Source organism: Streptomyces agglomeratus, from assembly GCF_001746415.1.
GTDB classification, from domain to species: domain Bacteria; phylum Actinomycetota; class Actinomycetes; order Streptomycetales; family Streptomycetaceae; genus Streptomyces; species Streptomyces agglomeratus.
Map to the genome: position 1 here is coordinate 5,162,403 of NZ_MEHJ01000001.1, position 24,312 is coordinate 5,186,714.

The following is a 24,312-nucleotide window of genomic DNA, read 5'->3' on the forward strand; positions in this document are numbered from 1 at the left end:
ACGTGACTGCTGTGACGGACGGCATGGACGGTATGGACGGCGTGGCGGGTATGGACGGCGCCGCCGACATGGACGGCGCGGCCGGCGAGGACCGTGCACAGGGCTTGGACGGCGTGGGAGGGGACGGCGGCGTCACCGGTGTGGAGGGAGCCGCCCCCGGACGGTGGGACGACGGGCTGATCGCCCGCCGGGGCGCCGCGCGCGCCGCGGCCCGGAGCGAGCAGTCCGGGCAGGCGGCGCCGCCCGTGGTGGCGCCGTCCGACGGGTCGCGGGAGGCCGACGACGAGTACGACGGCCTGCTGTCCGGCGGGGCCTACGGCGGCCGGCTCCGCGGCCGCCTGGACGCCCTGCGCGAACTGGTCGGCCTCTCCCGTACCCGTCTCGACGCGGCCACCCTCGCCGAGGCCGGCCGCGTACTCGACGAAGCTGCCGCCCGTCGGCGGCTCTCCGCCCGGCACACCGTCGTCGCCGTCGCCGGCGCCACCGGCAGCGGCAAATCCACGCTCTTCAACGCCCTCGCCGGCGTCCAGATCTCCGACACGGGGCTGCGCCGGCCGACCACGTCCTCGCCCATCGCGTGCAGCTGGACGGACGGCGCCGCGGGACTGCTGGACCGGCTCGGCATCCCCGGACGGCTGCGCCGCAGGCCGGCGCCGCCGGGTTTCCGCGACGAGGCGCTGAACGGGCTCGTACTCGTCGACCTGCCCGACCACGACTCGGCCGCCACCGCCCACCGGGACCAGGTGGACCGGGTGCTCACCCTCGTGGACGCCGTGATCTGGGTCGTCGACCCGGAGAAGTACGCCGACGCCGTGCTGCACGAGCGCTACCTGAGGCCGCTCGCCGGGCACGCGGAGGTCACCTTCGTGGTGCTCAACCAGGTGGACCGGCTGCCCGGCGACGCCGCAGACCTGGTCCTCGACGACCTGCGCAGGCTGCTCGACGACGACGGGATGGCGCTCGGCGAACACGGCGAACCGGGCGCCACGGTCCTCGCCCTGTCGGCGCTCACGGGGGAGGGCGTCGGGGAATTGCGCGAGATGCTCGGCCAGTTCGTGCAGGAGCGCGGCGCCGCCGCGCGGCGGCTGTCCGCCGACGTGGACGGCGCCGCGGCCCGGCTGCGCCCCGTCTACGTCGCCGACGGCAGGCGGCCGCCGGAGCTCGGCGAGCGGGCCCGGGCCGACTTCACCGACCGGCTCGCCGCGGCGGTGGGAGCGGCCGCCGTCGGCGAGGCGGCGGAGCGCGAGTGGCGCAGGAACGCCGGCCAGTCGTGCGGGACGCCCTGGCTGCGGCTGTGGCGCTGGTACGAGGCCCACCGCGCCCTGGGGTCCGGTATCGACCCGATCTCCGGCCGGCCCCCGGCCGAGGGCCAGGAGGAGGAGATCACCGCCCGGCAGCGCGTGGAGCAGGCCGTGCGTACGGTCGCCGACGAGGCCGCCGCCGGACTGCCCGCCCCCTGGGCACAGGCGGTACGGGAGTCGGCGGTGCGCGGCGCGGCCGGGTTGCCGGAGGAACTGGACGTACTGGCGGTACGGGCGGGGGTGCCACGGGGCAGGCCGCCGAAGCCCGCGTGGTGGCCCGCGGCGGTGCTGACCCAGGCTTCGATGACGTTGCTCCAGCTCTTCGGCGGGCTGTGGCTGGTGGGCCAGATCGTGGGCGTTCTGGAGCCGAGGCTGCTGCCGCCCGTACTGGTGATGCTCGCCGGCATCGTCGGCGGCCCGCTGGTGGAGTGGGCGTGCTCGGTGGCGGCCAGGGGTCCGGCGCGGCGGTACGGGCAGGACGCCGAGCGGCGGCTTCGGGAGGCGGCCGCCGCGTGCGGCCGGGCGCGGGTGCTGGACCCGGTGTCGGCGGAGCTGATGCGGTACTGGGAGGTGCGGGAGCAGTACGTGGCGGTGACGGGCTTGTCCACAACCGGCCGGTAGTCCACAGGCTCCGGCGGGCCCCGCCGCCGCCGGTCCAGCATGGGACCGGTCAGCCGCTCGCTCCGACCGGACGAGGGCGGCCGGGCGGGACCGGAGCTGGAGGGGGAATCGGGATGAGCGACACCTGGGTGACGCTGGCGGGAAACGCGGCGACAGCCGTGGACTACCGGGATTCGGTGACGGGCGGTGTGGCGCGTTTCCGGCTCGCGGTGACGGCGCGGTACTAGGACCGGCAGAACGAGACCTGGGCGGACGGGCACTCCAGCTTCTACACGGTGTGGGCGCGGCGGTCGCTGGCGGCGAATCTGGCGGGCTCGGTGTCCATCGGAGAGCCACTGCTCGTACACGGCCGGCTGAGGGTCCGCGACGAGGAGAAGAACGGGCAGCGCAGATTCTCGGCGGACATCGAGGCCCTGTCCGTCGGACACGACATGACACTCGGGACGTCGGCCTTCAGACGGGTCGTGAAGGGGGACCCGGCACTCGCCCGGCGGCCGGTGACGGAAGGACGCAACTCGGCTGATTCTTACGGTGATTTGTCGACACAGTCGGCCCGGAGAGGTGATGGGGGATAACGATTCCGATTCGGAATGGCTATCTGACGGTATGACAGGGAACTGTCGTTGCCGCCCTCTCTAGGATTTCCGCATACTCACGGGGCACTTGAGTCTGCCGGCGAGGCACTCCCCCCACGGTCGCACCACGCGAAAGGGCCTCGCCCGAAGGGGAATTCTGTGTTTTCTGCTTTCTCTGCTTTCTCCGCGTTCGCCGTACGCGGGCGGGGCTCCGCCCGTCTCGCCGTGGCGGCGGTGGCTTCGGGTCTCCTCGCGGCGGGGGCCCTGGCCGCGTCGGGGCCCGCCGCCGCGCAGGAGGCGCCGCAGCACCAGGGCGGTGCGGCCGCCACGCTCGACGGGCTGAAGACCTTCGACACGGCCGTCCTGCGCACGGCGGACGGCGACCAGCAGATCCCCGCCGGCCTGTTCGAGATGACCGTCGACGGCGGCGGCACCCTCAAGACGTACAGCGTCGACGCCCACCGGCCGACGCAGGAGCAGGCCAGGTACCTGGAGACGTCCTGGGACCAGACATCGCTCGGTACCAACCGTGACGCCGGCAAGATCCGCTGGATTCTGGAGCACTCGTACCCGCAGGTCGACGACCTGAGCGCGCTCGCCAAGCAGGCCGGGGTCGACTCGCTCACCGAGCAGACGGCCGCGGCGGGCACCCAGGTCGCGATCTGGCGGTACTCCGACCACGCCGAGGTCGACGCGCTCGACCCGAAGGCGGAGAAGCTCGCCGACTTCCTGGAGAAGAAGGCCCGCGGAGCAGCCGAGCCCAGGGCCTCCCTGACCCTGGAGCCGGGCGCGGTCTCCGGCAGGGCGGGCGAGAAGCTCGGCCCGGTGACCGTACGCACCAACGCGGGCCGCGTCACCGTGGTCCCGCCCGCGGACGCCGTCGCCAGCGGAGTCAAGGTCGTCGGCAAGGACGGCAAGCCCCTCACCACGGCCGCCGACGGCAGCCGGCTGTACTTCGACGTCCCCGCCGACGCGGCCGACGGCACTTCCTCACTGACCGTCCAGGCCACCACGTCGGTGCCGGTCGGCCGGGCCTTCGCCGGGGTCACGCAGAGCCAGACGCAGATCCTCGCCGGTTCCAGCGAATCCACCGTCTCCGCCGGCGCCACCGCCACCTGGGCGAAGAAGGGCGCCGTCCCGGCGCTGTCCGCCGAGAAGAACTGCGCGAAGGGCGGCGTGGACATCACCGCCACCAACAACGGCGACGAGCCGTTCAGCTTCGCGCTCCTGGACACCAGGCACACCGTGGCGCCCGGCGCGTCGCGGACCGTGACCGTCCCCGTCCAGGAGGACCAGGCGTACGACTTCACGATCGAGGGACCCGGCGGCCTGGAGAAGAACTTCAAGGGCATCCTCGCCTGCAAGACCTCCGGCGCGCCCGCCGCGAGCGCGGGCACCGGCACCGGCACCATGGACCAGCCCCGGAACCAGCCCAGCCCCGCCCTGGGTGGTGACGCCCTCACCACCGCCGACGGGCTGGACCTCGCCGAGACCGGCAGCTCCAACGCCACGCCGATGATCCTCGGTATCGCGGTCGTCTTCATCGTCCTCGGCGTCGCCGCCGTCTTCTTCGTCCGCAAGAAGCAGCCCGCCTCCGACGACGAGTGACACCGCACGACCCCCGGTGACCGAACCGTCACACGGCCCCGTTTCGCCCTGGCGCACCGGGGCCGTTGCCATACCCGTTTCCGTCGCGGGGTGGACGTCAGGCAAGATGGGGTGTATCTGCCCACACATCGATTGCCGGACGGTTTCTCTTGGCTGAGTACATCTACACGATGCGCAAGACGCGCAAGGCGCACGGCGACAAGGTGATCCTTGACGACGTCACGCTGAGCTTCCTGCCGGGAGCGAAGATCGGTGTGGTGGGTCCCAACGGTGCCGGTAAGTCCACGGTGCTGAAGATCATGGCCGGACTGGAGCAGCCGTCCAACGGTGACGCGTTCCTGTCGCCCGGCTTCAGCGTCGGCATCCTCATGCAGGAGCCGAAGCTCGACGAGTCCAAGACCGTTCTGGAGAACGTCCAGGACGGCGCTGCCGAGATCATGGGCAAGCTCACCCGCTTCAACGAGGTCGCCGAGCTCATGGCGACCGACTACTCCGACGCGCTGCTCGAAGAGATGGGCAAGCTCCAGGAGGACCTCGACCACGCCAACGCCTGGGACCTCGACGCCCAGCTGGAGCAGGCCATGGACGCGCTGGGCTGCCCGCCCGGCGACTGGCCCGTCACGAACCTCTCCGGTGGAGAGAAGCGCCGTGTCGCGCTCTGCAAGCTGCTGATCGAGGCGCCCGACCTGCTGCTCCTCGACGAGCCCACCAACCACCTCGACGCCGAGTCGGTGAACTGGCTGGAGCAGCACCTCTCGAAGTACGCGGGCGCCGTTGTCGCCGTCACCCACGACCGGTACTTCCTGAACAACGTTGCCGAGTGGATCCTGGAGCTCGACCGCGGCCGCGCGATCCCCTACGAGGGCAACTACTCGACGTACCTCGACAAGAAGGCCGCCCGCCTCAAGGTCGAGGGCCGCAAGGACGAGAAGCGCGCCAAGCGGCTCAAGGAAGAGCTCGAGTGGGTCCGCTCCAACGCCAAGGGCCGCCAGACCAAGTCGAAGGCGCGTCTCGCCCGGTACGAGGAGATGGCCGCCGAGGCGGACAAGATGCGGAAGCTGGACTTCGAGGAGATCCAGATTCCGCCGGGCCCGCGTCTCGGATCGGTCGTCGTCGAGGTCGACAAGCTGTCGAAGGCATTCGGCGACAAGGTCCTGATCGACGACCTGTCCTTCACGCTGCCGCGCAACGGCATCGTGGGCGTCATCGGCCCGAACGGTGCCGGCAAGACGACCCTGTTCAAGATGATCCAGGGTCTGGAGAAGCCGGACTCCGGCGCGATCCGGGTCGGCGAGACCGTCAAGATCTCGTACGTCGACCAGAACCGCTCCAACATCGACCCGAAGAAGTCCCTCTGGGCCGTCGTGTCGGACGAGCTGGACTACATCAACGTGGGCCAGGTCGAAATGCCCTCGCGGGCGTACGTCTCGGCCTTCGGCTTCAAGGGCCCGGACCAGCAGAAGCCGGCCGGTGTCCTGTCCGGTGGTGAGCGCAACCGCCTCAACCTGGCCCTGACGCTCAAGGAGGGCGGCAACCTGCTGCTCCTCGACGAGCCGACGAACGACCTGGACGTCGAGACCCTGTCGTCGCTGGAGAACGCGCTGCTCGAGTTCCCGGGCGCGGCCGTGGTCATCTCCCACGACCGCTGGTTCCTGGACCGGGTCGCGACGCACATCCTCGCGTACGAGGGTGAGTCGAAGTGGTACTGGTTCGAGGGCAACTTCGAGTCGTACGAGAAGAACAAGGTCGAGCGGCTCGGCGCGGACGCGACGCGGCCGCACCGCGCCACGTACAAGAAGCTGACGCGAGGCTGATCTTGTCGCGTCACATTTACCGCTGCCCTCTGCGCTGGTCGGACATGGATGCCTTCGGGCACGTCAACAACGTCGTCTTCCTCCGGTACCTGGAGGAAGCGCGGATCGACTTCATGTTCCGGCTGGCGCCGGGGGACGGCTCTCCGTCGTTCGCGGGCGGGTCCGTGGTGGCCCGGCACGAGATCGACTACAAGCTGCCGCTGGTCCACCGGCACGAGCCGGTGACCATCGAGTCCTGGGTCACGAAGATCGGCGCGGCGTCGCTGACGATCGCGTACGAGGTCAAGGACACGGACACCGACGGCTCCGAGCGCGTGTACGTGCGCGCCTCGACGGTCGTCGTGCCGTACGACCTCGAAGCGGCGCGGCCGCGGCGGATCTCGGCGGAGGAGAAGGCGTTCCTCCAGGAGTACCTGGACGACGGCGGCGACCGTTCCGCGCGTGCCGGCGGGCGGGCTTCGCGGGGGGCTGTCGCGGCATGACGGCGCTCAGGCGGCGGTTGCTGCTGGCCGATGCGGGGGAGGCGGCGGATCTCGCCGCCTTCCTCGCGCGGCTGATCCATTACGACCGGGCCGCGGCGGTACGGCTCCAGGCCGGTGCCGGAGCGGTGGCCGTTTTCGGACGCCCGCCGTCGTTCGAGGTGCTGGCCGTGCGGACGTCCCGGCTCGCCGTGGCGGCCGGGGCGGGAGCCGCCGTGGTCGGTGGCGGGGCGGTTGCGGGGACCGGTGATCGTGATGGCGCCGGTGAGCTGGACGTGACCGTTTCCGCCGGGGAGCTCCTCGAAGGCATCGAGGAGGCCACCGGGGTGGTCGTGGTGCCCGACGCGGTTACGGGACCGCCGTGGGCCGGGGTGCTGCCGCCGCGTGGCGGCTGGCGGCAGGTTCCGGGCCTGCCGCATCCGGACGCGATGCGCGGCGTCGTCGCGGCCGCCGTCGCGGAGTTCCGGGCGCGGGACGAGGCGCTGGCGCCGGAGGAGCGGACGCGGGTCGCCCGTGACCGCATCGGGCGCGAGATCTGGTCCCGGACACTGGGCGAGACGGAGCTGCCGCTGCGGGCGGTGCACGCGGCCCAGTCGCTGGGCTTCCTGAGGGCCGGGCGACCGGGCACGGACCCGGGCGCGGTGGCGCTGTTCGCCGCAGGCGGCTGGCTCCGCCTGCGTACGCCGTACGGTTCGATCGCGGTACGCCGCGCCGGGCTCGGGGTGCTTTCGGTGGCCCCGGTGTAGGTGCGGACGGTGCAGGCGCGGACGCCGGTGCCGGGACAGACGCGTGATCCCGGCGCGTCGCCGCGCGATTCCGTCTCAAGAGCCGGGCGGGCTGCGATGGCCCGCCTTCGCCGCATTGGGCCGCCCGGCTGGAACAGCTGGGCCGGAAGAGGCCCCGGTTGGTGGGCGCCGCGCCCGCCGGCGGCGTTGACGAGCAGGAAGCCTTCGCCGGGCAGCGCCGGTGTGGTGGGGCGCAGGGCCGTGACCCGCACCTCGAACTGCCCGGCCACCGAAGAGAATCGCGTCGTACCCGGGCCGAGCCGCCCGGCGACGGACGGAGAGGCGGTGGCGTTCGGCCCCCGCGTCCGGTGTGTGCGTTCCGCCTCGGCGTTCAGCGCCCGTGTTCAGCCCCCGTGTTCAGCGCCCGGGTTCAGCCCTCGGTGTTCAGCATCGAAGCGGCGGCGTACGTCAGGTAGCTCCACAGCTGCTGCTCGTGCTCCGCGGAGAGCCCGAGTTCGTCGACGGCGACGCGCATGTGCTTGAGCCAGGCGTCGTGGGCGGCCTTGTCGACGGTGAACGGGGCGTGCCGCATGCGCAGGCGCGGGTGGCCGCGATTGTCGCTGTACGTACGAGGGCCGCCCCAGTACTGCATCAGGAAGAGGGCGAGCCGCTCCTCGGCGGGGCCCAGGTCCTCCTCCGGATACATGGGCTTCAGCAGCGGGTCCTCCGCGACTCCCTGGTAGAAGCGGTGCACCAGGCGCCGAAAGGTCTCCTCGCCGCCGACCTGCTCGTAGAAGGTCTGCTCCTGAAGCGTGCCGCGCGGAATCTCTTTCACGCGTCCATCGTCTCAGACGCACCGGCCGACGACCTAAGGACTAGGACCCGCCCACCCACGGCCCTCCCACCGCCCCCGTGCGCCCCCGGGTGCCCCGCCCGCGGCCCCCGGGTACTCGCCTCGCGGCGCGCGCCGCGCGAGAGTGGGCGTATGGGCACACCTCACGTGGAGATGTACGCCGGGGCCCGTGCGGCGCTGGTACGGGAGCTGGCGGCGGCCGGAGCCCTCGGCGACCCCGCCTGGCGCGCGGCCTTCACGGAGGTCCCGCGGCACCTGTTCGTGCCGTACTACTTCGCGGCCGGCCCGCGGGGCTACCAGCGGCTGTGGGGCGAGGACCCCGATCCGCAGCGGCGTGAGCGGTGGCTGCGGGGGGTCTACTCGGACACGCCACTGGCGACCCGCATGAGCGGGGGCGAGCTGGTCTCCTCCAGCAGCCAGCCGTCGCTGATGGCCGGGATGCTGGAGGAGCTGGACGTACGGGACGGGAACGCCGTGCTGGAGATCGGAGCGGGCACCGGCTACAACGCGGCGCTTCTCTGCCACCGTCTCGGCGACGAGCGGGTGACCACGGTCGACCTCGATCCGGAGATCACCGAGTCGGCGCGCAGGCACCTGGAGGCGGCCGGATACCGCCCGGCGGTCGTCACCGGCGACGGGGCGCTCGGCTGCCCGGCGCGGGCGCCCTTCGACCGGATCGTCGCGACCTGCGCCCTGCCGTCGGTGCCGCGCGCCTGGCTCGCGCAGTGCCGGCCGGGGGCGCGGATCCTGGCGCCGCTGGCGACGGGACTGATCGCGCTCGACGTACGGGACACGTCGCACGCGGAGGGGCATTTCCTGCACACTCCGGCGTACTTCGTCCCCCTGCGCGGCGGGACGGCGGAGCCGGCGCCCAGGCAACTGGGCGGGCTGCCGCGCCGGGCGCTGGAGAACGACCTGTTCCGGTTCCTCCTCGCCCTGACGGCGGGCAGCCTGGACCCGCACGAGGCGCTCACGCTGTGGCACCGGGAGAAACGGCCGCCCAGGGAGCGGTTCGGTGTCACGATCTCCGAAGAGGGGGAGTGGGCGTGGCTGGACGATCCGCAGGGGCCGTACGCGTGGCCGCTGCGGGCAGCTGCCTAGCGGGCTCCTCGCCCGGCGAGGAGCCGCCCGGCGCGACCGCCCGGAGGAGGCCGGCTCAGCCCCGGCGGACCGTGATCGTCGTCCAGGCGCCCACGTGGACGCGGTCGCCGTCCTGGAGCGGTACCGGGACGTAGGGCTGGATCGGGTCCTCCGCGCCGTTCACGGTCGTGCCGTTCGTCGAGTTCTGGTCGACGACGGCCCACGAGCCGTCGGGCTGCTGGACCAGGACCGCGTGCTGGTGCGACACGCCCGGGTCCTCCGGCGGTACGGACAGGTCGATGTCCGGTGCCTCGCCCGTGCTGTGGCGGCGGCGGCCGATGGTGACCTGGTTGCCGGTGAGCGGGCGCTGCTGCTCGGGCGAGTACGCGGGCAGGTTGAGGCCAGCGGCGTCGGGGCCGCTGCGCTGCATCATCGCCATGAAGTACTCGCGGTCGGGACCCACGGTCGCGGTCCATCCGGCAGCCGGAGCGGGGGCCTGGTAGTGCTGCTGCGGGGGCTGCTGCTGTTGGGGCTGCCCCTGCGGCGGCTGTGACTGCTGATGGGGCGGCTGCTGCTGGTGCTGCTGCGGTGGCTGCTGCTGCGACGGCGGGGGGAGCATCCAGTCGTCGTCACCGCCGCGGTCCCGCCGCGGGGGCGCCGGCGGTGCGGGCGGTGCCTGCTGCTGGAACGACGGCGGCGGACCCGGCTGCTGCTGGAACGGCGGCTGCTGCTGGAAGGCTTGCGGCGGCGCCTGCCCGCCGGACTGCTCCGGCGCCAGCGGCTCGGCCGGCCGGTTCATCTGCGACGGGCGCGAGGGCTGGTACTCGTACGGATCCCGGGCCTGCCCCGCCTGCCCGGGAGGGGCAGGCGGTCCTTGCTGCTGCGCCTGGAAGCCGGGCGGCAGGTTGAGGCCGGCGCCGGGGCCGGGGCCACCGGGACCGGGGCGGGAGTTCTGCGGGGCGACCGGCGTGTAGGAGGTCGCCGTGTTCGTCAGGTAGTTCCAGCGGCACTCCTCGCAGAACGGGGCCATGGCCTCGCGCGGGGTGCGGCACTGCGGGCAGATCTCCGCCTGGGCGGTGGCGTCCGGGCCGGGCGGCGGGAAACCGTAGCCCGAGCCGGGGGCGGCTCCCGGGCCCTGGGGGGCACCCGGGCCGGGGCCCTGCGGGTAGCCGTAGCCGGGGGCGGGCGGCGGCGGGGGAGGCGGCGGCACGGCGCCGGCCATGCGATGGCCGCAGACCTCGCACCAGTCGTCGGATCCCGACTGGTGTCCGTTCGGGCAGGTCGGCATGTCGGCGCTTCCCCCTCTCTCGTCCGGCCCGAAGGCCGCAAATCGGTACTTCTCGCAGCTTTTTGGTTACTTCTTGACGCGAACTGTCTTGGTCGAGCGCGTTTCGAGGGTCATCTCGTCCGCCTCCGCGACCTTCGCCTTGAGTCGCACAGTACCCGTCGTCGCGTCGACGACATCCACCACCTTCGAAAGCAGTTTCGCCGTGTCCGCGTTCCCCGAAGCCGCCGCCAGCTGGACCGCGCGCCCCAGTTTCGCCGTGGCTCCATCGAAATCACCCGACTTGCGGGCATTAAGACCTTGTTGGATGACCTGTGCCAGTTCCGCCTGACCTGTGTAGTGCGCCACCTGCGGGTTGATGGACGTGGACGCCACCATGTCGTCCGTCCAGACTGCCCGTACGAGCCCCTGGGAGAGCGTCTGCGGCGTACCGCCCGAAGGGTCGGGGAGGACGAGGGAGACCCGGGCCGCCAGCATCTCCTGGCCGATACCGGCCTCCGGCACCCGTACGCACACGTGGTAGTCGCGGGACTCGTCGCCCCAGGAGCCCGTCGGGTAGTCCCCGGCGCGCGGTCCCGCCTCGGTACGGCGCCCGGTCAGGTCCTCGACCACCGGCGCCACCTGCTTGACGAACTTGATCTCCACACCGACGGGCGTCCACAGCCGCAGCGCCACGTCCGCGACCTCCTTGCCCATCGCGTTCTCCATCATCTGCGTGAAGTCCGCCGCCAGGCCACGCGGGTCGGCGACGATGTCGGCCGTGCCGAGCAGCGCCGAGGCGATGCCGGTGACCTCCTTGACGTCCCAGTCCGTACCGACGCCCCGCGCGTCACAGGTGAAGCGGCCCGCACACGCTTCGAGCGCGTTCAGGAGGTGTCTGGGGGACTCGTGCTCGTTGCGTCCGTCGGTCAGCAGGATGCCGTGCCGGATCGGGGCGTCCGACTCGGCGAGCAGCTGGTCGGCCAGCCGCAGCCAGGTGCTGATCGCCGTGCCGCCGCCCGCGTTCAGCTTGGACAGGGCCTCCTTGGCCTGCGCCCTGGTCACCGCGCTCGCCGTCGCGAGGCGCCCGTTGCCCGGATAGATGTCCTTGGCCTGGTGCGTACCGCCGACCACCGCGAAGTCGACGCCGTCGCGCAAGGTGTCGACGGCGGCCGCCGTGGCCTCGCGCGCGTTGCGCATCTTCGTCGGCGGGTACTCCATCGAGCCCGAGCAGTCGACCATGATCACGACCGCGGCGTTCGGCACGCCGGGCTGCTGTCCCGCCGGTATGTGCGCCGGAGAGGCCCCGGCCCCCGTCAGGAGCGCGGCCGCGCCGCTCGTGCCGCCCCCGGTGGAGGTCACGGTGACGATCGCGTTGACGTCACGGCCGCCCTCCGGCAGGTACTCGTTCTGGTACACGTCGACGGAGAACTGCGGCACACGGGACTTGGCGAAGTTGGCCATGGTCAATCGGCTCCTCGGGACGGACGGTCCCGGCTCCACCCCGTCTGGCGACACGCGGTGAAGTCGGTGCAGTCGGTGCAGTCGGTGAAGTCGGTGAGTCAGTGACGGGTGTGAAGGTGTGAGGGCGTGATCGGGATGCGGGCCTTACGCCGTGCCGTAGGCCGATCCTGCCCTTTGCTCCGGCATGGCGAACGGCAGCACGGCCACTGTTACGTTGTCGTGGCCCCCGCCGTCGAGCGCGTGCCCCACCAGCACCTGGGCGCAGTGCAGCGGCCGGACGGCGGCATCGGCCGGTGCGGCCCGCGCCATCTCGTGCGCCGCTTCCGCGTAGTTCCACAGGCCGTCGGTGCACACCACCACGACGCCCGGCCGGTCCGGCTTGAACGACGCGGTGTGCGGCTCCAGTTCGTACGCGTCGGCGCCGAGCCAGCCCGTGATCGCGTGGGCGCGCTCGTCGGCGTACGCCTCCGCCTCGTTCATCAGGCCCGCGGCCACCATCTGGGCCGCCCACGAATCGTCCTCGGTGAGGCGGGCCGGCGGCGCGGTGCGGTCGTCGGGCACCCAGTAGACGCGGCTGTCGCCGACCCAGCCGACGACCAGCAGACCGCTCGCCACGATCGCGCCGACCAGGGTGCACGCGGGCGCGTTCGTGTGGCGGTTCGGGTCGGGGTCCGCGGGACCGGTCTCGTCGGCCAGCGAGTTGACCGACTCGGCCGCCGCGACGATCGCCTCGTGCATCGCCTGCTGCGGGTGCGTGCCGCGCGGCAGGGACTCCAGGAGCGCCTCGTTGGCGGCCGTCGCGGCGGCGGCCGACGCCTCGTCGGGGCGGGTCGCCGACGACACGCCGTCGCAGACGATCGCGACGACGGCGGGCGAACCGTCGGGCAGGGCCGCCGCCGAGACCGCGAACGCGTCCTCGTTGCGGTGGTGGCGCAGCCCGCGGTCGCTCACGGCGGCGACCGCGTCCAGCTCCTGCTCCATGTGGTCGCGCTCGCGGGGCTGGGCGTGGCCGCAGTTCTCGCAGTAACCGTCCGCGTCGATCCGGCCGGTCCGGCACGCGACGCACACCTTGGCGGCCGTGCCCGGCGCGGGCGCCGGCTCCGGGGCGACGCAGCGGGGGTCGACGGGCTGCGGCTCCGGCTGGGCGCCGGGCGCGGGTGCGGGCGCGGGTACGGGTGCGGGCGGCGGCACCGGCGCCGCGAGCTCGAAGTCGCCGATGCCGGGCGCCGCCGGAGGCGGATCGTCGTACCGTACGGCCGCGAGCGGCAGTTCGGGGCCGGGCCCGGCGGAGCCGCCGGCGGCCGGTGGCGCCACCGTGATGGCCACCGTGGGGTGGTCCTCCGGCGTCCGGGGGACGGCTGCCAGGTCGTACCCGCAGGCCCCGCAGAACAAGTCGCCGGACTCCACCGGCTCCACGCAGCCGGGACAGGTCGGCTCAGCAGGCGGCTGGCGCATCTGCGACATCTTTCACACCCAGGTCCGGGGGCGGAAACGGTTGGCCCGTTCCACCAGGTCGATCCTCTCCTCGCCGCGCTGGGCGAGCCGGGCAAGTACCCGGTACGAGCGCTCCAGACCGAAGCGCAGGCCACGCTCGTCCAGTTGGCTGCCGAGCAGCGCGGTCCGCACGGGGCGAGCCCCGTGCCCACCGGAGAGTACCCAGTCCAGCGCCATGCCCAGCACCTCGGTGGACAGCTGCTCCCGGCGGACGGCGTCGAGTCCGAAGCCTTCCAGGGCCTCCACCTGGGCGGCGGCCGCCGTCAGGTCGTCGACGAGGGTCGCGTCCTGGGGTGCGCGCCGGCGAAGGCGCGCCCGTACGGCGGCGACGCGGGCGGCCGTGTAGTGGATCGACGCCTCGGGCACGGACTCCAGCGTCCGTACGGCCCCGGGCCGGTCACCGGCGGCGAGCTGCACCCTGGCCAGCCCGAAGGCGGCGCTCACGTAACTCGGGTCGGTGGCCCAGACGAGGCGGTAGTACTCGGCGGCGTTGTCGAGCTGACCGAGGACTTCGGCGCACACGGCCAGGGCGAGCTTGGGCGCGGCCTCGCCGGGGAACGCGTCGTAGACCGCGTCGAAAGCCAGCGCGGCGTGCTCGTTGTCGCCCGACACGAGGGAGGCGATCCCGCGGTACCAGACGACCCGCCAGTCGTCGGGGTGCTCAAGCTCCAGGGTGTGCAACGCCTCGGCGGCGGTCGCCCGTTCGTCCATCTCCAGCCGGGCCCGCAGCTCGCGCAGCCGGCGCTCGACGGAGTCGCCCGGGGCGGACCGGAGCGCGGTGATGAGCTCCGCGGGCGCGGACGCGAGCAGGCCGGCGAGGAACCCGGCGTTGGGGTCGTCCGGGTCGACGCGCGGCACCGGCAGCGCGAGCGCGGTCGCCCCGGCCTTCAGCGGCGCCAGGTACGGGGACAGCGCGGGTACGCCGCCGGGCCCGACCCCGGGAGCGGCCCCCGGAGGCGCGACGGCTCCCGGCACGGTGACCGGAGCCGGGACGGCCGCCTGGGTGGCGGGGTACGCCACACCGTCCCCGGCGCCGCCGCCCTGCGCCACGGCCCCGGCGCCCGTGGTCCCGTACGCGCCGGGCACACCAGGCCCGGGGACGGCCGCCGCGCCCGGACCGCCGCCCAGGGGCGCGGGGCCCCCGAAGGCCGGGGCGGCTGCCACCACCATGGGGAACGCGCCGCTCGCCGAGCCCTGGGCCGGGACGGCTGCCAGACCCGCACGCCCGCCGGGAGCGGGTGGCCCGAGCGGAACGGGCCCCGCGCCCGGGCCGCCACTGGGCGCCGGTACGGCAGGGGTGCCCGCCGCCGCGCGCCGCGCGCGCCGGCCCGCCGGGACGACCCGGCCGCCCAGCTGCGAGACATCTCCCGTCAGCTCCGCGAACAACTGCGTGTCCGGCACCCGCAGTTCCGGTCCGAACAGCGTCGAGAGGGCCGGACGCGGCCGCCCCGTCTGGAGCGCCACGACCTCCCGCAGCACGCCCGTCAGCTGCTCCGCCATCTCCGCCGCCGACGCGAACCGCCGCGCCGGATCGGGGTCGGTCGCCCGGACCAGCAGCCGGTAGAACGACTCGTACCGCTGGAAGACCTCGATGTGGCCGGGGTCGGGCAGGCTGTCCACGAAGACGTTCGTATAGCCCTGGAAGTCGAAGGTCAGCACGGCCAGCGTGCGCGCCACCGTGTAGAGGTCGGAGGCGACGGACGGGCCGACCTCCGCGACCTCGGGCGCCTGGTAGCCCACCGTGCCGTAGATCGCGCTCTCGTCGTCGTCCATCCGCCGGACCGCGCCCATGTCGATGAGCTTGAGCTGGTCCTGCTGCTGGATGGCGTTGTCGACCTTGAAGTCGCAGTACAGCAGATTGCGGCTGTGCAGGTGGCCCAGTGCCTCCAGTGCCTCGATGCCGTACGCGCACGCCTGCTCGACGGGCAGCGGATCGCGCTTGCCCGCCGGGTCGCGTCGCTCGTTGGCGATCTCCTTGAGCGACTTGCCGCCGACGTACTCCATGACGATGTAGCCGTCCAGGGAGCCGGTGCGCTGGTCGAGGTGCTCGACGAAGTTGTAGATGCGGACGATGTTGGAGTGCTCGATCTCGGCGAGGAAGCGCCGCTCCGAGATCGCCGCCGCCATCGCGTCCTGGTCACCCGTGTCGAGCAGCCCCTTGAGCACCACCCACCGGTCGGACACCGCGCGGTCGACCGCCAGATAGACCCAGCCGAGGCCGCCGTGCGCCAGGCAGCCCATGACCTCGTACTGGCCGCGCACGATGTCGCCGGCGGCCAGCTTCGGCACGAAGGAGTACGGGTGGCCGCACTTCGTGCAGAAGCCTTCCGTACGGCCCTTCCTGTCCCCGCGCGAACGCCCCACCGGAGCACCGCAGTCGGAGCGCGAGCAGAACCGCTTGCGTTCCGGGACCTCGGGGTTCGTCATCACCGCGGACTGCGGGTCCGGGCGCGGCACGTCCGGGACCGACACCAGCCCCGCGCCCAGCCGGTTGCGCCCGGAGGACCCGGACGGCGCGCCCGAGCTGCGGACCGAGACCGAACGGGACGCGGAGGTGCCCGACAGGGAGCGGGAGAGGCGCCCGGAGACCGAGCGGCGCGACGTCGAGGACCGCGACGAGCGGGAGGAGGAACGCGCCGAGGCCCGCGAGCCGCTGCGCGCGGACGAGCTGTCGCCGCCCCCGGCGCTCCGGCCGCCGCCCGCCGCCATCCCGGTCGGCGGCGACGACAGCATCCCCGCACCGAGGTCTCGACCGCGCTCGGACCGGGACGACCCCGTCGCCGATACGACCGGCGCGAGCCCGCACGTGTCGCAGTAGAACTCGCCGCCGCCCATGTCCTCGTACGAGCCCTCGCATCCGGGGCGCTGACACTGGCTCATGAGGGATTCCCCGTGTGGTCGCTGGGCTCGGTCCGGCGCGGGACCAGGACTTCGGCGGCCGCCTGCTGGTACCGCAGCACCGCCTGCTCGGCGACCCGCAGGTCGCACGGCGCGCTCCACAGCATGCGGCGGGCCGCGTCGTACCGCTCGATCAGCAGCGGGTCCTCCGCCATGCCGTGCCGGGCGACCTTCGCCTTGTACGCGTCGAGCCGGCCGCGCAGCTCGGCCCGGACCGCCAGCGGCGCGGTGACGGCGGTCAACGACTCGCGCGCCCGCAGCAGTTCGTTCTCCGCCTCGCGCTCCAGGGACTCCAGGAGCGGCGAGAGCCGGTGCCACTGGGCGTGTCTGCGGTAGTCGGCCGCGAGCACCAGCTGCTCCTGGAGCGCGGTGGGCGGGCCGCCGACGGCCGGCACCTCGGACGCGGCGATCTTCGCCAGCACCTCACCGCGCGCCGACCTCGCCTCGGTGAGCGTGCGGTCCGCGCGCGAGAGCACGTCACGCAGCCGGACGAGACGCTGTTCTGCGTCCTGGCGTACGGTCAGCACGGCGTCGATCTCGCGCCGCACCTCCTCCAGCGCGCGGGCCGCACGGTCGTAGCGCTCGGTGTCGGGGCGGCCGCCGCCCGGCGCCGAACTGCCCAGGCCGGGACGCCAGAAGGCGAGCGGGTCCGTCACCACCTGGGCGCGCAGTGTCGCCAGCTCGCGGGTGATCGACTCCAGGTCGTCGCCCGACGGGTGCTCGCCGGGGCGTACGCCGACCGAGTGCGCCAGGGACCGGGTGCGCTGGAGCTCGGCCGCGAGGAGGTCGATCCGGGCGGGCAGCGCCGACCACACCGCGTCGGCCGTGACGATCATGTCGAGGGACCGTGCGTACAGCTCGTTCATCCGGGACACCAGCTCCGCCAGCGTGAGCCGCTCGGAGAGCTTGGCCGGGCCCGTGATCGACGGCGTGGTGCCCCCGGCCGGGCCGCCCGCCACGGTCACGCTCTCGCCGCGCAGGATGTCCGTCAGCTCGGTCAGGTCCTGACGGCTGGGGAAGCGGCGCCGGGACCGCAGTTCACGGGCGGCGCGCAGGGTGGCGGTGTACGTGTCGAAGTACGACCACAGCAGGGTGATCGCCGGTTCGGTGGCGTTCCAGCGGTCCAGTGTGGTGCCGGTCAGCTCGGCGCCTTCGAGCAGCCTGCGGCCCGCGTGGTCCTGGAGCGCGAGGAGCGAGCTCTCGATCGCCTCGTACTCCGCGTCGAGCCGCGCCAGCGCGCGGTCCACCTCGTCCCGGTCCATCACCGGCCCGGTGGCACCCGCCGCCACGCTCATCGATCACCTCTCCGCTCTTCCGCTGTTCCCGCTCTTCCGGCTTCCCCGATGTACTGCCTCGTGCCGTTCTGCCCAGGAATCACTGCCCAGGATCCAACCGGCTCAATTGTCCCGGTACTTCGGCTCCGGCGGCTTCTCTATGCCCGGCAGGTCGTCCTTCAGCCATTTGCCGTACGCCTTCATCCACGGGCCGTCGTCGCCGCCCTCGCGGTAGTCGTCGAGCACGTGGTTCAGCCGGCGTACGAGGTCGTCGCTGCCGAGCTTCACCGCGATGCCGTAGTACTCCTGAGTAAACGGTTCGCCCTTGAGCTCGACCGCCGGGTCCTGCGCCGCCTGGCCCGCCGCCAGGGCGTTGTCCGTCACCACCGCGTCGACCTCGCCCAACTGGAGCCGCACCAGGCAGTCCAGCTGGCTGGACACGGTCAGTCCCTCGAACTTCGCGCCGAACGACTTCGCGGCCAGCGCGTCGTACGCCGTGGAGCCCTTCGCCGTGCAGACCTTCCGGCCGGCCAGCGAGGCGTCGTACCCCTTGACGGCCGACTTCTTCGGGGCGAGCACCTGCTGGCCCGCCTGGAAGTACGCCGTCGAGAACGCGACGTCCTTGATCCGCGAGCAGTTGACGGTCATCGTCCTGACGACGACGTCGACCTTGTCCTCCCGGAGGGCGAGGACGCGCTGATTGGTGGGTATGGCGCGGTAGATGACCTTGTCGGGGTCGCCGAGGATGTCCTTCGCCACGGCGCGCACCAGGTCGATGTCGAAGCCTTCGAGGTCACCGGTGGCCGGATTGCGGTAGCCCCAGCGGAAGCTGTTCTGGTCGACGCCCGCGATCAGCTTGCCCCGTGCCTTGATCTTCTCGATCGCGGGACCGTCCGCCGTCGACGGACGCAGACTGCGCTCCGGTTCCTCGCAGGTGTCCGCCCGCGCGGTCACCGCGCGCGCCACACTCCGCCCCCCGGCCTCGCCCTGACCGTCCCCGGCACCGTGGGACAGCGGCAGCAGGGTCACCGCGGCCGTCAGCGCACAGGCCGCGGCCATCCCGGCCACGCCGCCCCAGCCGCGCAGCCTGCTGCCCACGCCGGTCCGGGGCCCGGCCCCGGCTCCGCTGCCCGTTCCGCTCACCGCGCCTCCTCCCGCCCGTGTCACCTGTACTCCGAAAGCCTGCGGCCGATGCCGAGCACGGCGCCGGCGGCGCCCAGCACGGCCAGGATCGCGGCGCCGAGCGGCAGCCCGGTGAGCGCCCCCCGACCGCTCTCGGCCGCCCGGGTGAACTCCGCCTGCTCGTGGGCGAGCGCCTTCTCCAGCGCCGCGTCCACGCCGTTGAAGCACTCCCCGGTGGAGCCCTTGTCACCGATGATCTTCGCCAGGGCGCCTTCGTAGTCGCCACCGTCGTCTGTGGCGCGCGCGGTGGTGTGCCGCTTGCGCCACTCGTCGGCCTTGGCGGTCGCGTCGGTCACGGGGCCGCTGCCCTGCGGGTCGTCGGCGAGTGCGCTCGCCCGGGCGAGGCGCTGTCCGAGGGCCTTCATGCCGTCGGCGTACTGCGACTCGTACAGGTCGCGCTCACCGTCCTCGGCTAGTACGGCGCCGCGCGCGACCAGCGTGAGATTCTCGTTCGCCCGCGCGTTCAGCGAGTTGATGCGCGCGTCGTTGAGCACTTCGAGGGACTCCTGGCCGTGCGCCATGGCGTCCTCCAGCTCGGCCCGTGCCATGGCGTGGCCCGCGCCGAGCCACAGCAGGACGACGGCCGAGGCGACGCTCGCGGCGAGCAGCCCGTGGTTGAACACCCGGTTCGTACGCCGGAAATTGCGCCGCTGGGCCCAGCCGAGGCCGCCCAGCGCGAGGACGCCGAGACCGAGCCCGACGAACGGCCAGACGCGGGCGTCGTCGTAGTCCCTCCCGAGCTTGCTCGTCTCCGCCTTGTAGAGCCGCTCCGCGGCGGGCAGCAGTTCGGTGGTCATGCGCTCGTTGGCGTACCGCAGATAGGCGCCGCCGAGGGGCAGGCCGAGGCGGTTGTTGGCACGGGCGCGTTCTATCAGGCCCGTGTACTGGGGAAGGCGGCGGTTGAGCGTGGTGATCTCGCGGCCGGACGCGCTGGTGCTCTCCGTGTTGGAGGCGGCCTTCACGAGCAGCGCGGAAGCGGTCGCGATGTCGTCCTCGTAGCGCTCGCGCACGTCCTGCGGCTCCTGGGCGCCCGCGAGGAATCCGCTGGCGGCGGCGGAATCGGCGTCGGCGAGGGAACGGTAGATGTTCGCGGCGTCGGCGCTCAGGGGCTGGCTGCGGCTGACCACGTCGTCGGCGGCCGCTGCCCGGTCCGAGATCTCCCAGGCGGTCACCGCGCCGAACGCGACGACGAGCGCGGCGACGAGGGCGCCGATGACGCGCAGCCGGCCGGGCTCGGTCGTGGCACCGGCGCGCAGCCGGTCCACGCCCTCGGACCAGGCGGTGCGCGTGGGCGGTTGCGCCTCGCGCACATTCGGCGGGTGTGCCACGTGACCTCCCCCTCGGTCATTGACGGTCTGCCGTCGCTCCGTTCGCACGGGGGACGGTGCCCGGCAAGCAGTATGGCCGCAGCGACCGGTATCCACACCAGGATTGACTGGATCTTGTGCCGATCAAGGCGTGTGCTGAACTCCCCTTCATGTATACGCAGGGAGGACCGCGCCGGTTCCCCCGCCGGGCCCCTGCCGGCCGCGGTCGCGGCGACGCTCACGCGTAATGGGCGCGCAATCGCTCATGAGCCCCCGCCGGGGCCCCGGTGCGGTCCAGGCCGAGCAGGGCCGCGCCCAGGACCGGTGGCGCCGTCACCACGCGCAGGACCGCCTTCGGCGCGCGGTCCGCCATCAGCGCCGTGACGCGGTCGTCCAGCAGCGGGTGGCGGGCCGCCAGGACACTGCCGCCCAGCAGCACCGGCGCCTCCTCCGTGAGCAGCCCCAGACGCCCGAGCGCCACCGTGGACATCGCCACGACCTCCTCCGCCTGGCGGTACACGACCGACCGGGCGACCCGGTCCCCCTCCGAGGCCACCGCGAAGAGCACCGGGGCGAGTTCGTGCCGCCGCGCCGGCGCGATCCGCCCCAGATGCAGCGCCTCGATCAGCGCGTACATCGACGGCAGCCCGAAGTGCGCCGGAAGCGCGTGCGCCAGCTCCGTGCGCTCGCCCCGGCCGTCCTCCGCCCGCGCCGCGAACCAGATCGCCTCGTCCGCCAGACCACCGCCACCGCCCCAGTCGCCGGACAGCCGGCCGATCGCGGGGAAGCGGGCGGTGCGCCCGTCCGGCAGCATGCCGACGCAGTTGATGCCGGCACCGCACACCACCGCGACACCGCGCGGCTCGTCCACCCCCGCCCGCAGGATCGCGAAGGTGTCGTTGCGGACCTCCGTCGTACGCCCCCACCCGCGCGCGTGGACCGCTGCCGCCAGTTCCTCCTCCTCCACCGGCAGGTCGGCGTTGGCGAGGCACGCCGAGACGTGATCGGCGCCCGTCACCCCCGCCTCGGCCAGCGCCCGGCCGACCGTCCGGGCCAGCGCGTCGACCGCCGCCGCGACCCCCACCACCGGCGGCTGGAAACCTCCGCCGCGAGACGTGGCCAGGACCGAACCGTCCGCCCCGACCACTGCCACGTCCGTCTTGCTGTTGCCCGCGTCGATGGCGACAACGCCCGTGCTCAAGGCCCCGTTCACGCCCACGCCAGGTGCTCCCGGTTGTGCGCGACCAGCCGGTCGGTGAGCGCCTCGGCGTACTCGAACTGGCCGATCAGCGGGTGCGCGAGCAGCGCCCTGAAGACGCGGTCGCGTCCGCCGCGCAGCGCCGCGTCCAGCGCCAGGTCCTCGTACGCCGTCACGTTCGCGATGAGCCCCGCGTACAGCGGGTCCAGCTCCGGCACGGCCAGCGGCGTGGCCCCAGTGCGGTCCACCCGCGCCTGGACCTCGATGACCGCGTCGTCCGCCAGGAACGGCAGCGTGCCGTTGTTGTACGTGTTGACGACCTGCACCGCGCTGCCGCCGTCGCCCAGCAGGGCAGCCGCCAGGTCCACCGCCGCCTCCGAGTAGAACGCGCCGCCGCGCCGGGCGAGCAGCGCCGGCTTCTCGTCCAGCGCCGGGTCGCCGTACAGGGAAAGGAGTTCCGCCTCCATCTTCGCCACCTCCGCCGCCCGCGACGGCTTCGTGCCGAGCTCCCGTACGACCTCGTCGTGCGCGTAGAAATAGCGCAGGTAGTAGGACGGGACGACACCGAGCCGGTCGAGCACCGCGCGCGGCAGCCGCAGATCACCGGCGATCGCCTCGCCGTGCTCGGCGAGCAGCTTCGGCAGCACGTCCTCGCCCCCGGGCCCGCCGAGGCGTACCCCCAGTTCCCAGCTGAGGTGGTTGAGGCCCACGTGGTCCAGGTGTACGTCGGCGGGCGCCACCTCCAGCAGCTTCGCGAACTTCCGCTGGAAGCCGATCGCGACGTTGCACAGGCCGACCGCCTTGTGGCCGGCCCGGAGCAGCGCCCGGGTGACGATGCCGACCGGGTTGGTGAAGTCGATGATCCAGGCGTCCGGGTTGGCGCGGCGTACCCGCTCGGCGATGTCGAGGACGACCGGGACCGTACGCAGCGCCTTCGCCAGACCGCCCGCGCCCGTCGTCTCCTGCCCGACGCACCCGCACTCCAGCGGCCACGTCTCGTCCTGGTCGCGCGCGGCCTGGCCGCCGACCCGGAGCTGGAGCAGCACCGCGTCGGCGTCCGCGACGCCCGCGTCCAGGTCAGAGGTGGTCGTGATGCGGCCGGGGTGGCCCTGCTTGGCGAAGATCCGGCGGGCGAGTCCGCCCACCAGGCGGAGGCGGTCGGCGGCCGGGTCGACCAGGACGAGTTCCGCGATCGGCAGGGTGTCCCGCAGCCGGGCGAATCCGTCGATCAGTTCGGGGGTGTAGGTGGACCCGCCGCCCACCACCGCGAGTTTCATGCCGTTCACCGTCGTCATCAGCCCTTTACTCCGGTCAGTGTGACGCCTTCGACGAACGCCTTCTGGGCGAAGAAGAAGACGGCGATCACAGGGGCCATGACCAGTACGGTCGCGGCCATGGTCAGGTTCCAGTCGGTGTGGTGCGCGCCCTTGAAGGATTCGAGTCCGCACGACAGCGTCCAGGCGGCCGGGTTCTCGGAGGCGTAGATCTGCGGTCCGAAGTAGTCGTTCCAGGCGTAGAAGAACTGGAACAGGGCAACGGCCGCTATGCCCGGCTTCGCCATCGGCAGGACGACCCGGATCAGCGTGCGGAACTCGCCGCAGCCGTCGACCTTCGCCGCGTCCAGGTACTCGTCCGGAATCGTCACCAGGAACTGGCGCAGCAGGAAGATCGAGAAGGCGTCACCGAACGCCATCGGGACGATGAGCGGCCACAGCGTGCCGGACAGATCGAGCTGCTTCGCCCAGAACAGGTACATCGGGATGATGATCACCTGTGGCGGCAGCATCATCATGGAGACGACCAGCATCAGGGACAGCTTGCGGCCCCGGAAGCGGAACTTGGCGAGTGCGTACGCCACCGGTATCGACGAGGCCACCGTCAGCACGGTGCCGAGGCCGGCGTACAGCAGGGTGTTCTTCCACCAGGTCAGGAAGCCCGGCGTCTCGAAGACCCTGACGTAGTTGCCCCACTCCCAGGTGTTGGGCGTGAGATCGCGGGTCAGCGCCTGCTGGTCGTTCATCAGGGACGTCAGTACGACGAACACGAACGGCAGCACGAAGAAGAGCGCGGCCGCGATCCCCAGCGCGTGGACGGCGATCCAGTGCAGCAGCGCCCTGCGGTGCGCAGTGCGCCCGGCGGGTGCGGGGGAGGCGGTCGCCGCCGATTCCACCGGTGTGTCGAGGAGTTGCGTCATGGCGGTCACTCACCTGCCCGGAGGATGCCGCCGCGCCGCATCAGCAGCGCGGTGAAGGCCATGGCCAGGGCGAAGAGCACGAGGGAGACCACGCACGCCGCCCCGTAGTCGAAGCGCTGGAAGCCGAGGTTGTGGACGAGCTGGGGAAGCGTCAGGGTCGACTTGTCGGGATAGCCGGGCTCGAACTGCTGGCCCGAGCCGCCGATGACGCCGGAGGCGACCTTCCCGGCCACCAGCGGCTGCGTGTAGTGCTGCATGGTCTGGATCACGCCGGTGACGACGGCGAACATCACGATCGGCGAGATGTTCGGCAGCGTGACGAAGCGGAAGCGCTGGAACGCGGACGCACCGTCCAGTTCCGCCGCCTCGTACTGCTCCTTCGGTACGTCGAGCAGGGCGGCCATGAAGATCACCATCAGGTCCCCGATGCCCCACACGGCGAGCACGGTGAGCGCCGGCTTCGACCAGGACGGGTCGTTGAACCAGCCGGGGGCCGGCAGTCCCAGGTCCCCGAGGACCGAGTTGACCGGCCCCGTACCCGGGTTGAGGAGGAAGACGAAGGCGAGCGTCGCGGCGACGGGCGGCGCCAGGAACGGCAGGTAGAAGAGGGTGCGGAAGATCCCCGTACCCGTCTTGATCTTCGTGATCAGCAGGCCGGTGCCCAGCCCGAAGACGACCCGGCAGGTGACCAGGACCAGTACCAGCCACAGGGTGTTGCCCATCGCGGGCCAGAACATCGGGTAGTCGCGGAAGACATACGTCCAGTTGTCCAGCCCGTTGAAGGCGGGGGCCGCGAAGCCGTCGTAGTCCATGAAGGAGAAATAGACGGTCGACAGCAGCGGATACGCGAAGAACACGCTGAAGCCGATCAGCCACGGCGACATGAAGGCCGCCGTCCGCAGTGCCGCCTTCCGGCGCTTCGCCGCCGGCGTCGGCGGCCTGCGGCGCTCCGGGCGCAGGGGATGGGTGGTCGTACTCATC

Annotated in this window: 18 protein-coding genes and 1 pseudogene; 7 read left to right on the forward strand and 12 right to left on the reverse strand. The window is 72.6% G+C overall.

The window, feature by feature from the left end; all coding sequences use genetic code 11:
* Window positions 1-50 precede the first annotated feature (50 nt).
* The 6 genes and pseudogenes from AS594_RS22475 (at window position 51) to AS594_RS22500 (ending at window position 7,144) form a co-directional block, all read left to right on the forward strand.
* Complete coding sequence (locus AS594_RS22475) at window positions 51-1,922, forward strand: GTPase (RefSeq protein WP_107393269.1); 1,872 nt, start codon at window positions 51-53, stop codon at window positions 1,920-1,922.
* Window positions 1,923-2,035: 113 nt separating this feature from the next.
* Window positions 2,036-2,497: pseudogene (locus tag AS594_RS41225) on the forward strand (single-stranded DNA-binding protein).
* A 159-nt stretch (window positions 2,498-2,656) separates the two neighbouring features.
* Window positions 2,657-4,105 carry a Cys-Gln thioester bond-forming surface protein gene (locus tag AS594_RS22485; protein WP_069928710.1) on the forward strand — a complete coding sequence of 483 codons (1,449 nt, stop codon included), beginning with the start codon at window positions 2,657-2,659 and terminating at the stop codon, window positions 4,103-4,105.
* 149 nt (window positions 4,106-4,254) lie between these two features.
* The gene (gene ettA / locus AS594_RS22490; RefSeq protein ID WP_079144463.1) at window positions 4,255-5,919 is read left to right on the forward strand and encodes an energy-dependent translational throttle protein EttA; all 1,665 of its coding nucleotides are present in this window, start codon (window positions 4,255-4,257) and stop codon (window positions 5,917-5,919) included.
* Window positions 5,920-5,921: 2 nt separating this feature from the next.
* The gene (locus tag AS594_RS22495) at window positions 5,922-6,401 is read left to right on the forward strand and encodes an acyl-CoA thioesterase (protein ID WP_069932310.1); all 480 of its coding nucleotides are present in this window, start codon (window positions 5,922-5,924) and stop codon (window positions 6,399-6,401) included.
* Complete coding sequence (locus tag AS594_RS22500) at window positions 6,398-7,144, forward strand: DUF8185 domain-containing protein (RefSeq protein ID WP_069928712.1); 747 nt, start codon at window positions 6,398-6,400, stop codon at window positions 7,142-7,144. Before AS594_RS22495 ends, AS594_RS22500 begins: the two co-directional genes overlap by 4 nt.
* 409 nt (window positions 7,145-7,553) lie before the next feature.
* On the opposite strand, the gene AS594_RS22505 is transcribed toward AS594_RS22500, so the two are convergent.
* On the reverse strand, window positions 7,554-7,958 hold the full coding sequence (locus tag AS594_RS22505) for a globin (RefSeq protein WP_069928713.1): 405 nt from the start codon (window positions 7,956-7,958) through the stop codon (window positions 7,554-7,556).
* 150 nt (window positions 7,959-8,108) lie between these two features.
* On the opposite strand from AS594_RS22505, the gene AS594_RS22510 reads away from it, so the two are divergent.
* Window positions 8,109-9,077: a methyltransferase domain-containing protein gene (locus tag AS594_RS22510; protein ID WP_069928714.1), complete on the forward strand. Its 969-nt coding sequence runs from the start codon at window positions 8,109-8,111 to the stop codon at window positions 9,075-9,077.
* Window positions 9,078-9,132: 55 nt separating this feature from the next.
* Here the strand turns inward: AS594_RS22510 and AS594_RS22515 are convergent, their stop codons facing one another.
* From AS594_RS22515 to AS594_RS22570, 11 genes are all read right to left on the reverse strand, one after another.
* On the reverse strand, window positions 9,133-10,344 hold the full coding sequence (locus AS594_RS22515) for an FHA domain-containing protein (protein ID WP_069928715.1): 1,212 nt from the start codon (window positions 10,342-10,344) through the stop codon (window positions 9,133-9,135).
* Window positions 10,345-10,410: 66 nt separating this feature from the next.
* The gene (locus AS594_RS22520) at window positions 10,411-11,784 is read right to left on the reverse strand and encodes a vWA domain-containing protein (protein WP_069935316.1); all 1,374 of its coding nucleotides are present in this window, start codon (window positions 11,782-11,784) and stop codon (window positions 10,411-10,413) included.
* A 144-nt stretch (window positions 11,785-11,928) separates the two neighbouring features.
* Entirely contained in the window at window positions 11,929-13,248 is a 1,320-nt protein-coding gene (locus tag AS594_RS22525; RefSeq protein ID WP_069928717.1) for a PP2C family protein-serine/threonine phosphatase, read from the reverse strand.
* Window positions 13,249-13,251: 3 nt separating this feature from the next.
* Window positions 13,252-16,158: a serine/threonine-protein kinase gene (locus tag AS594_RS22530; RefSeq protein ID WP_079148734.1), complete on the reverse strand. Its 2,907-nt coding sequence runs from the start codon at window positions 16,156-16,158 to the stop codon at window positions 13,252-13,254.
* Complete coding sequence (locus AS594_RS22540; RefSeq protein WP_069930704.1) at window positions 16,155-17,438, reverse strand: coiled-coil domain-containing protein; 1,284 nt, start codon at window positions 17,436-17,438, stop codon at window positions 16,155-16,157. Before AS594_RS22540 ends, AS594_RS22530 begins: the two co-directional genes overlap by 4 nt.
* A gap of 135 nt (window positions 17,439-17,573) precedes the next feature.
* A complete protein-coding gene (locus AS594_RS22545; RefSeq protein ID WP_420877820.1) occupies window positions 17,574-18,593 on the reverse strand; it encodes a glutamate ABC transporter substrate-binding protein in 1,020 nt (339 codons plus the stop codon).
* 20 nt (window positions 18,594-18,613) lie between these two features.
* Window positions 18,614-19,960, reverse strand: a complete 1,347-nt coding sequence (locus tag AS594_RS22550) for a hypothetical protein (protein WP_420877821.1) — start codon at window positions 19,958-19,960, stop codon at window positions 18,614-18,616.
* A 217-nt stretch (window positions 19,961-20,177) separates the two neighbouring features.
* A complete protein-coding gene (locus AS594_RS22555) occupies window positions 20,178-21,158 on the reverse strand; it encodes an N-acetylglucosamine kinase (RefSeq protein ID WP_069928721.1) in 981 nt (326 codons plus the stop codon).
* Window positions 21,149-22,414, reverse strand: coding sequence for a 6-phospho-beta-glucosidase (locus AS594_RS22560; protein WP_069930706.1), 1,266 nt, complete (start codon window positions 22,412-22,414; stop codon window positions 21,149-21,151). The genes AS594_RS22555 and AS594_RS22560 overlap by 10 nt, the downstream gene beginning before the upstream one ends.
* Window positions 22,415-22,431: 17 nt before the next feature.
* A complete protein-coding gene (locus tag AS594_RS22565; protein ID WP_069935318.1) occupies window positions 22,432-23,331 on the reverse strand; it encodes a carbohydrate ABC transporter permease in 900 nt (299 codons plus the stop codon).
* Between the two features lie 5 nt (window positions 23,332-23,336).
* Window positions 23,337-24,311: a carbohydrate ABC transporter permease gene (locus AS594_RS22570; protein ID WP_069928723.1), complete on the reverse strand. Its 975-nt coding sequence runs from the start codon at window positions 24,309-24,311 to the stop codon at window positions 23,337-23,339.
* Between the last annotated feature and the right edge of the window lies 1 nt (window position 24,312).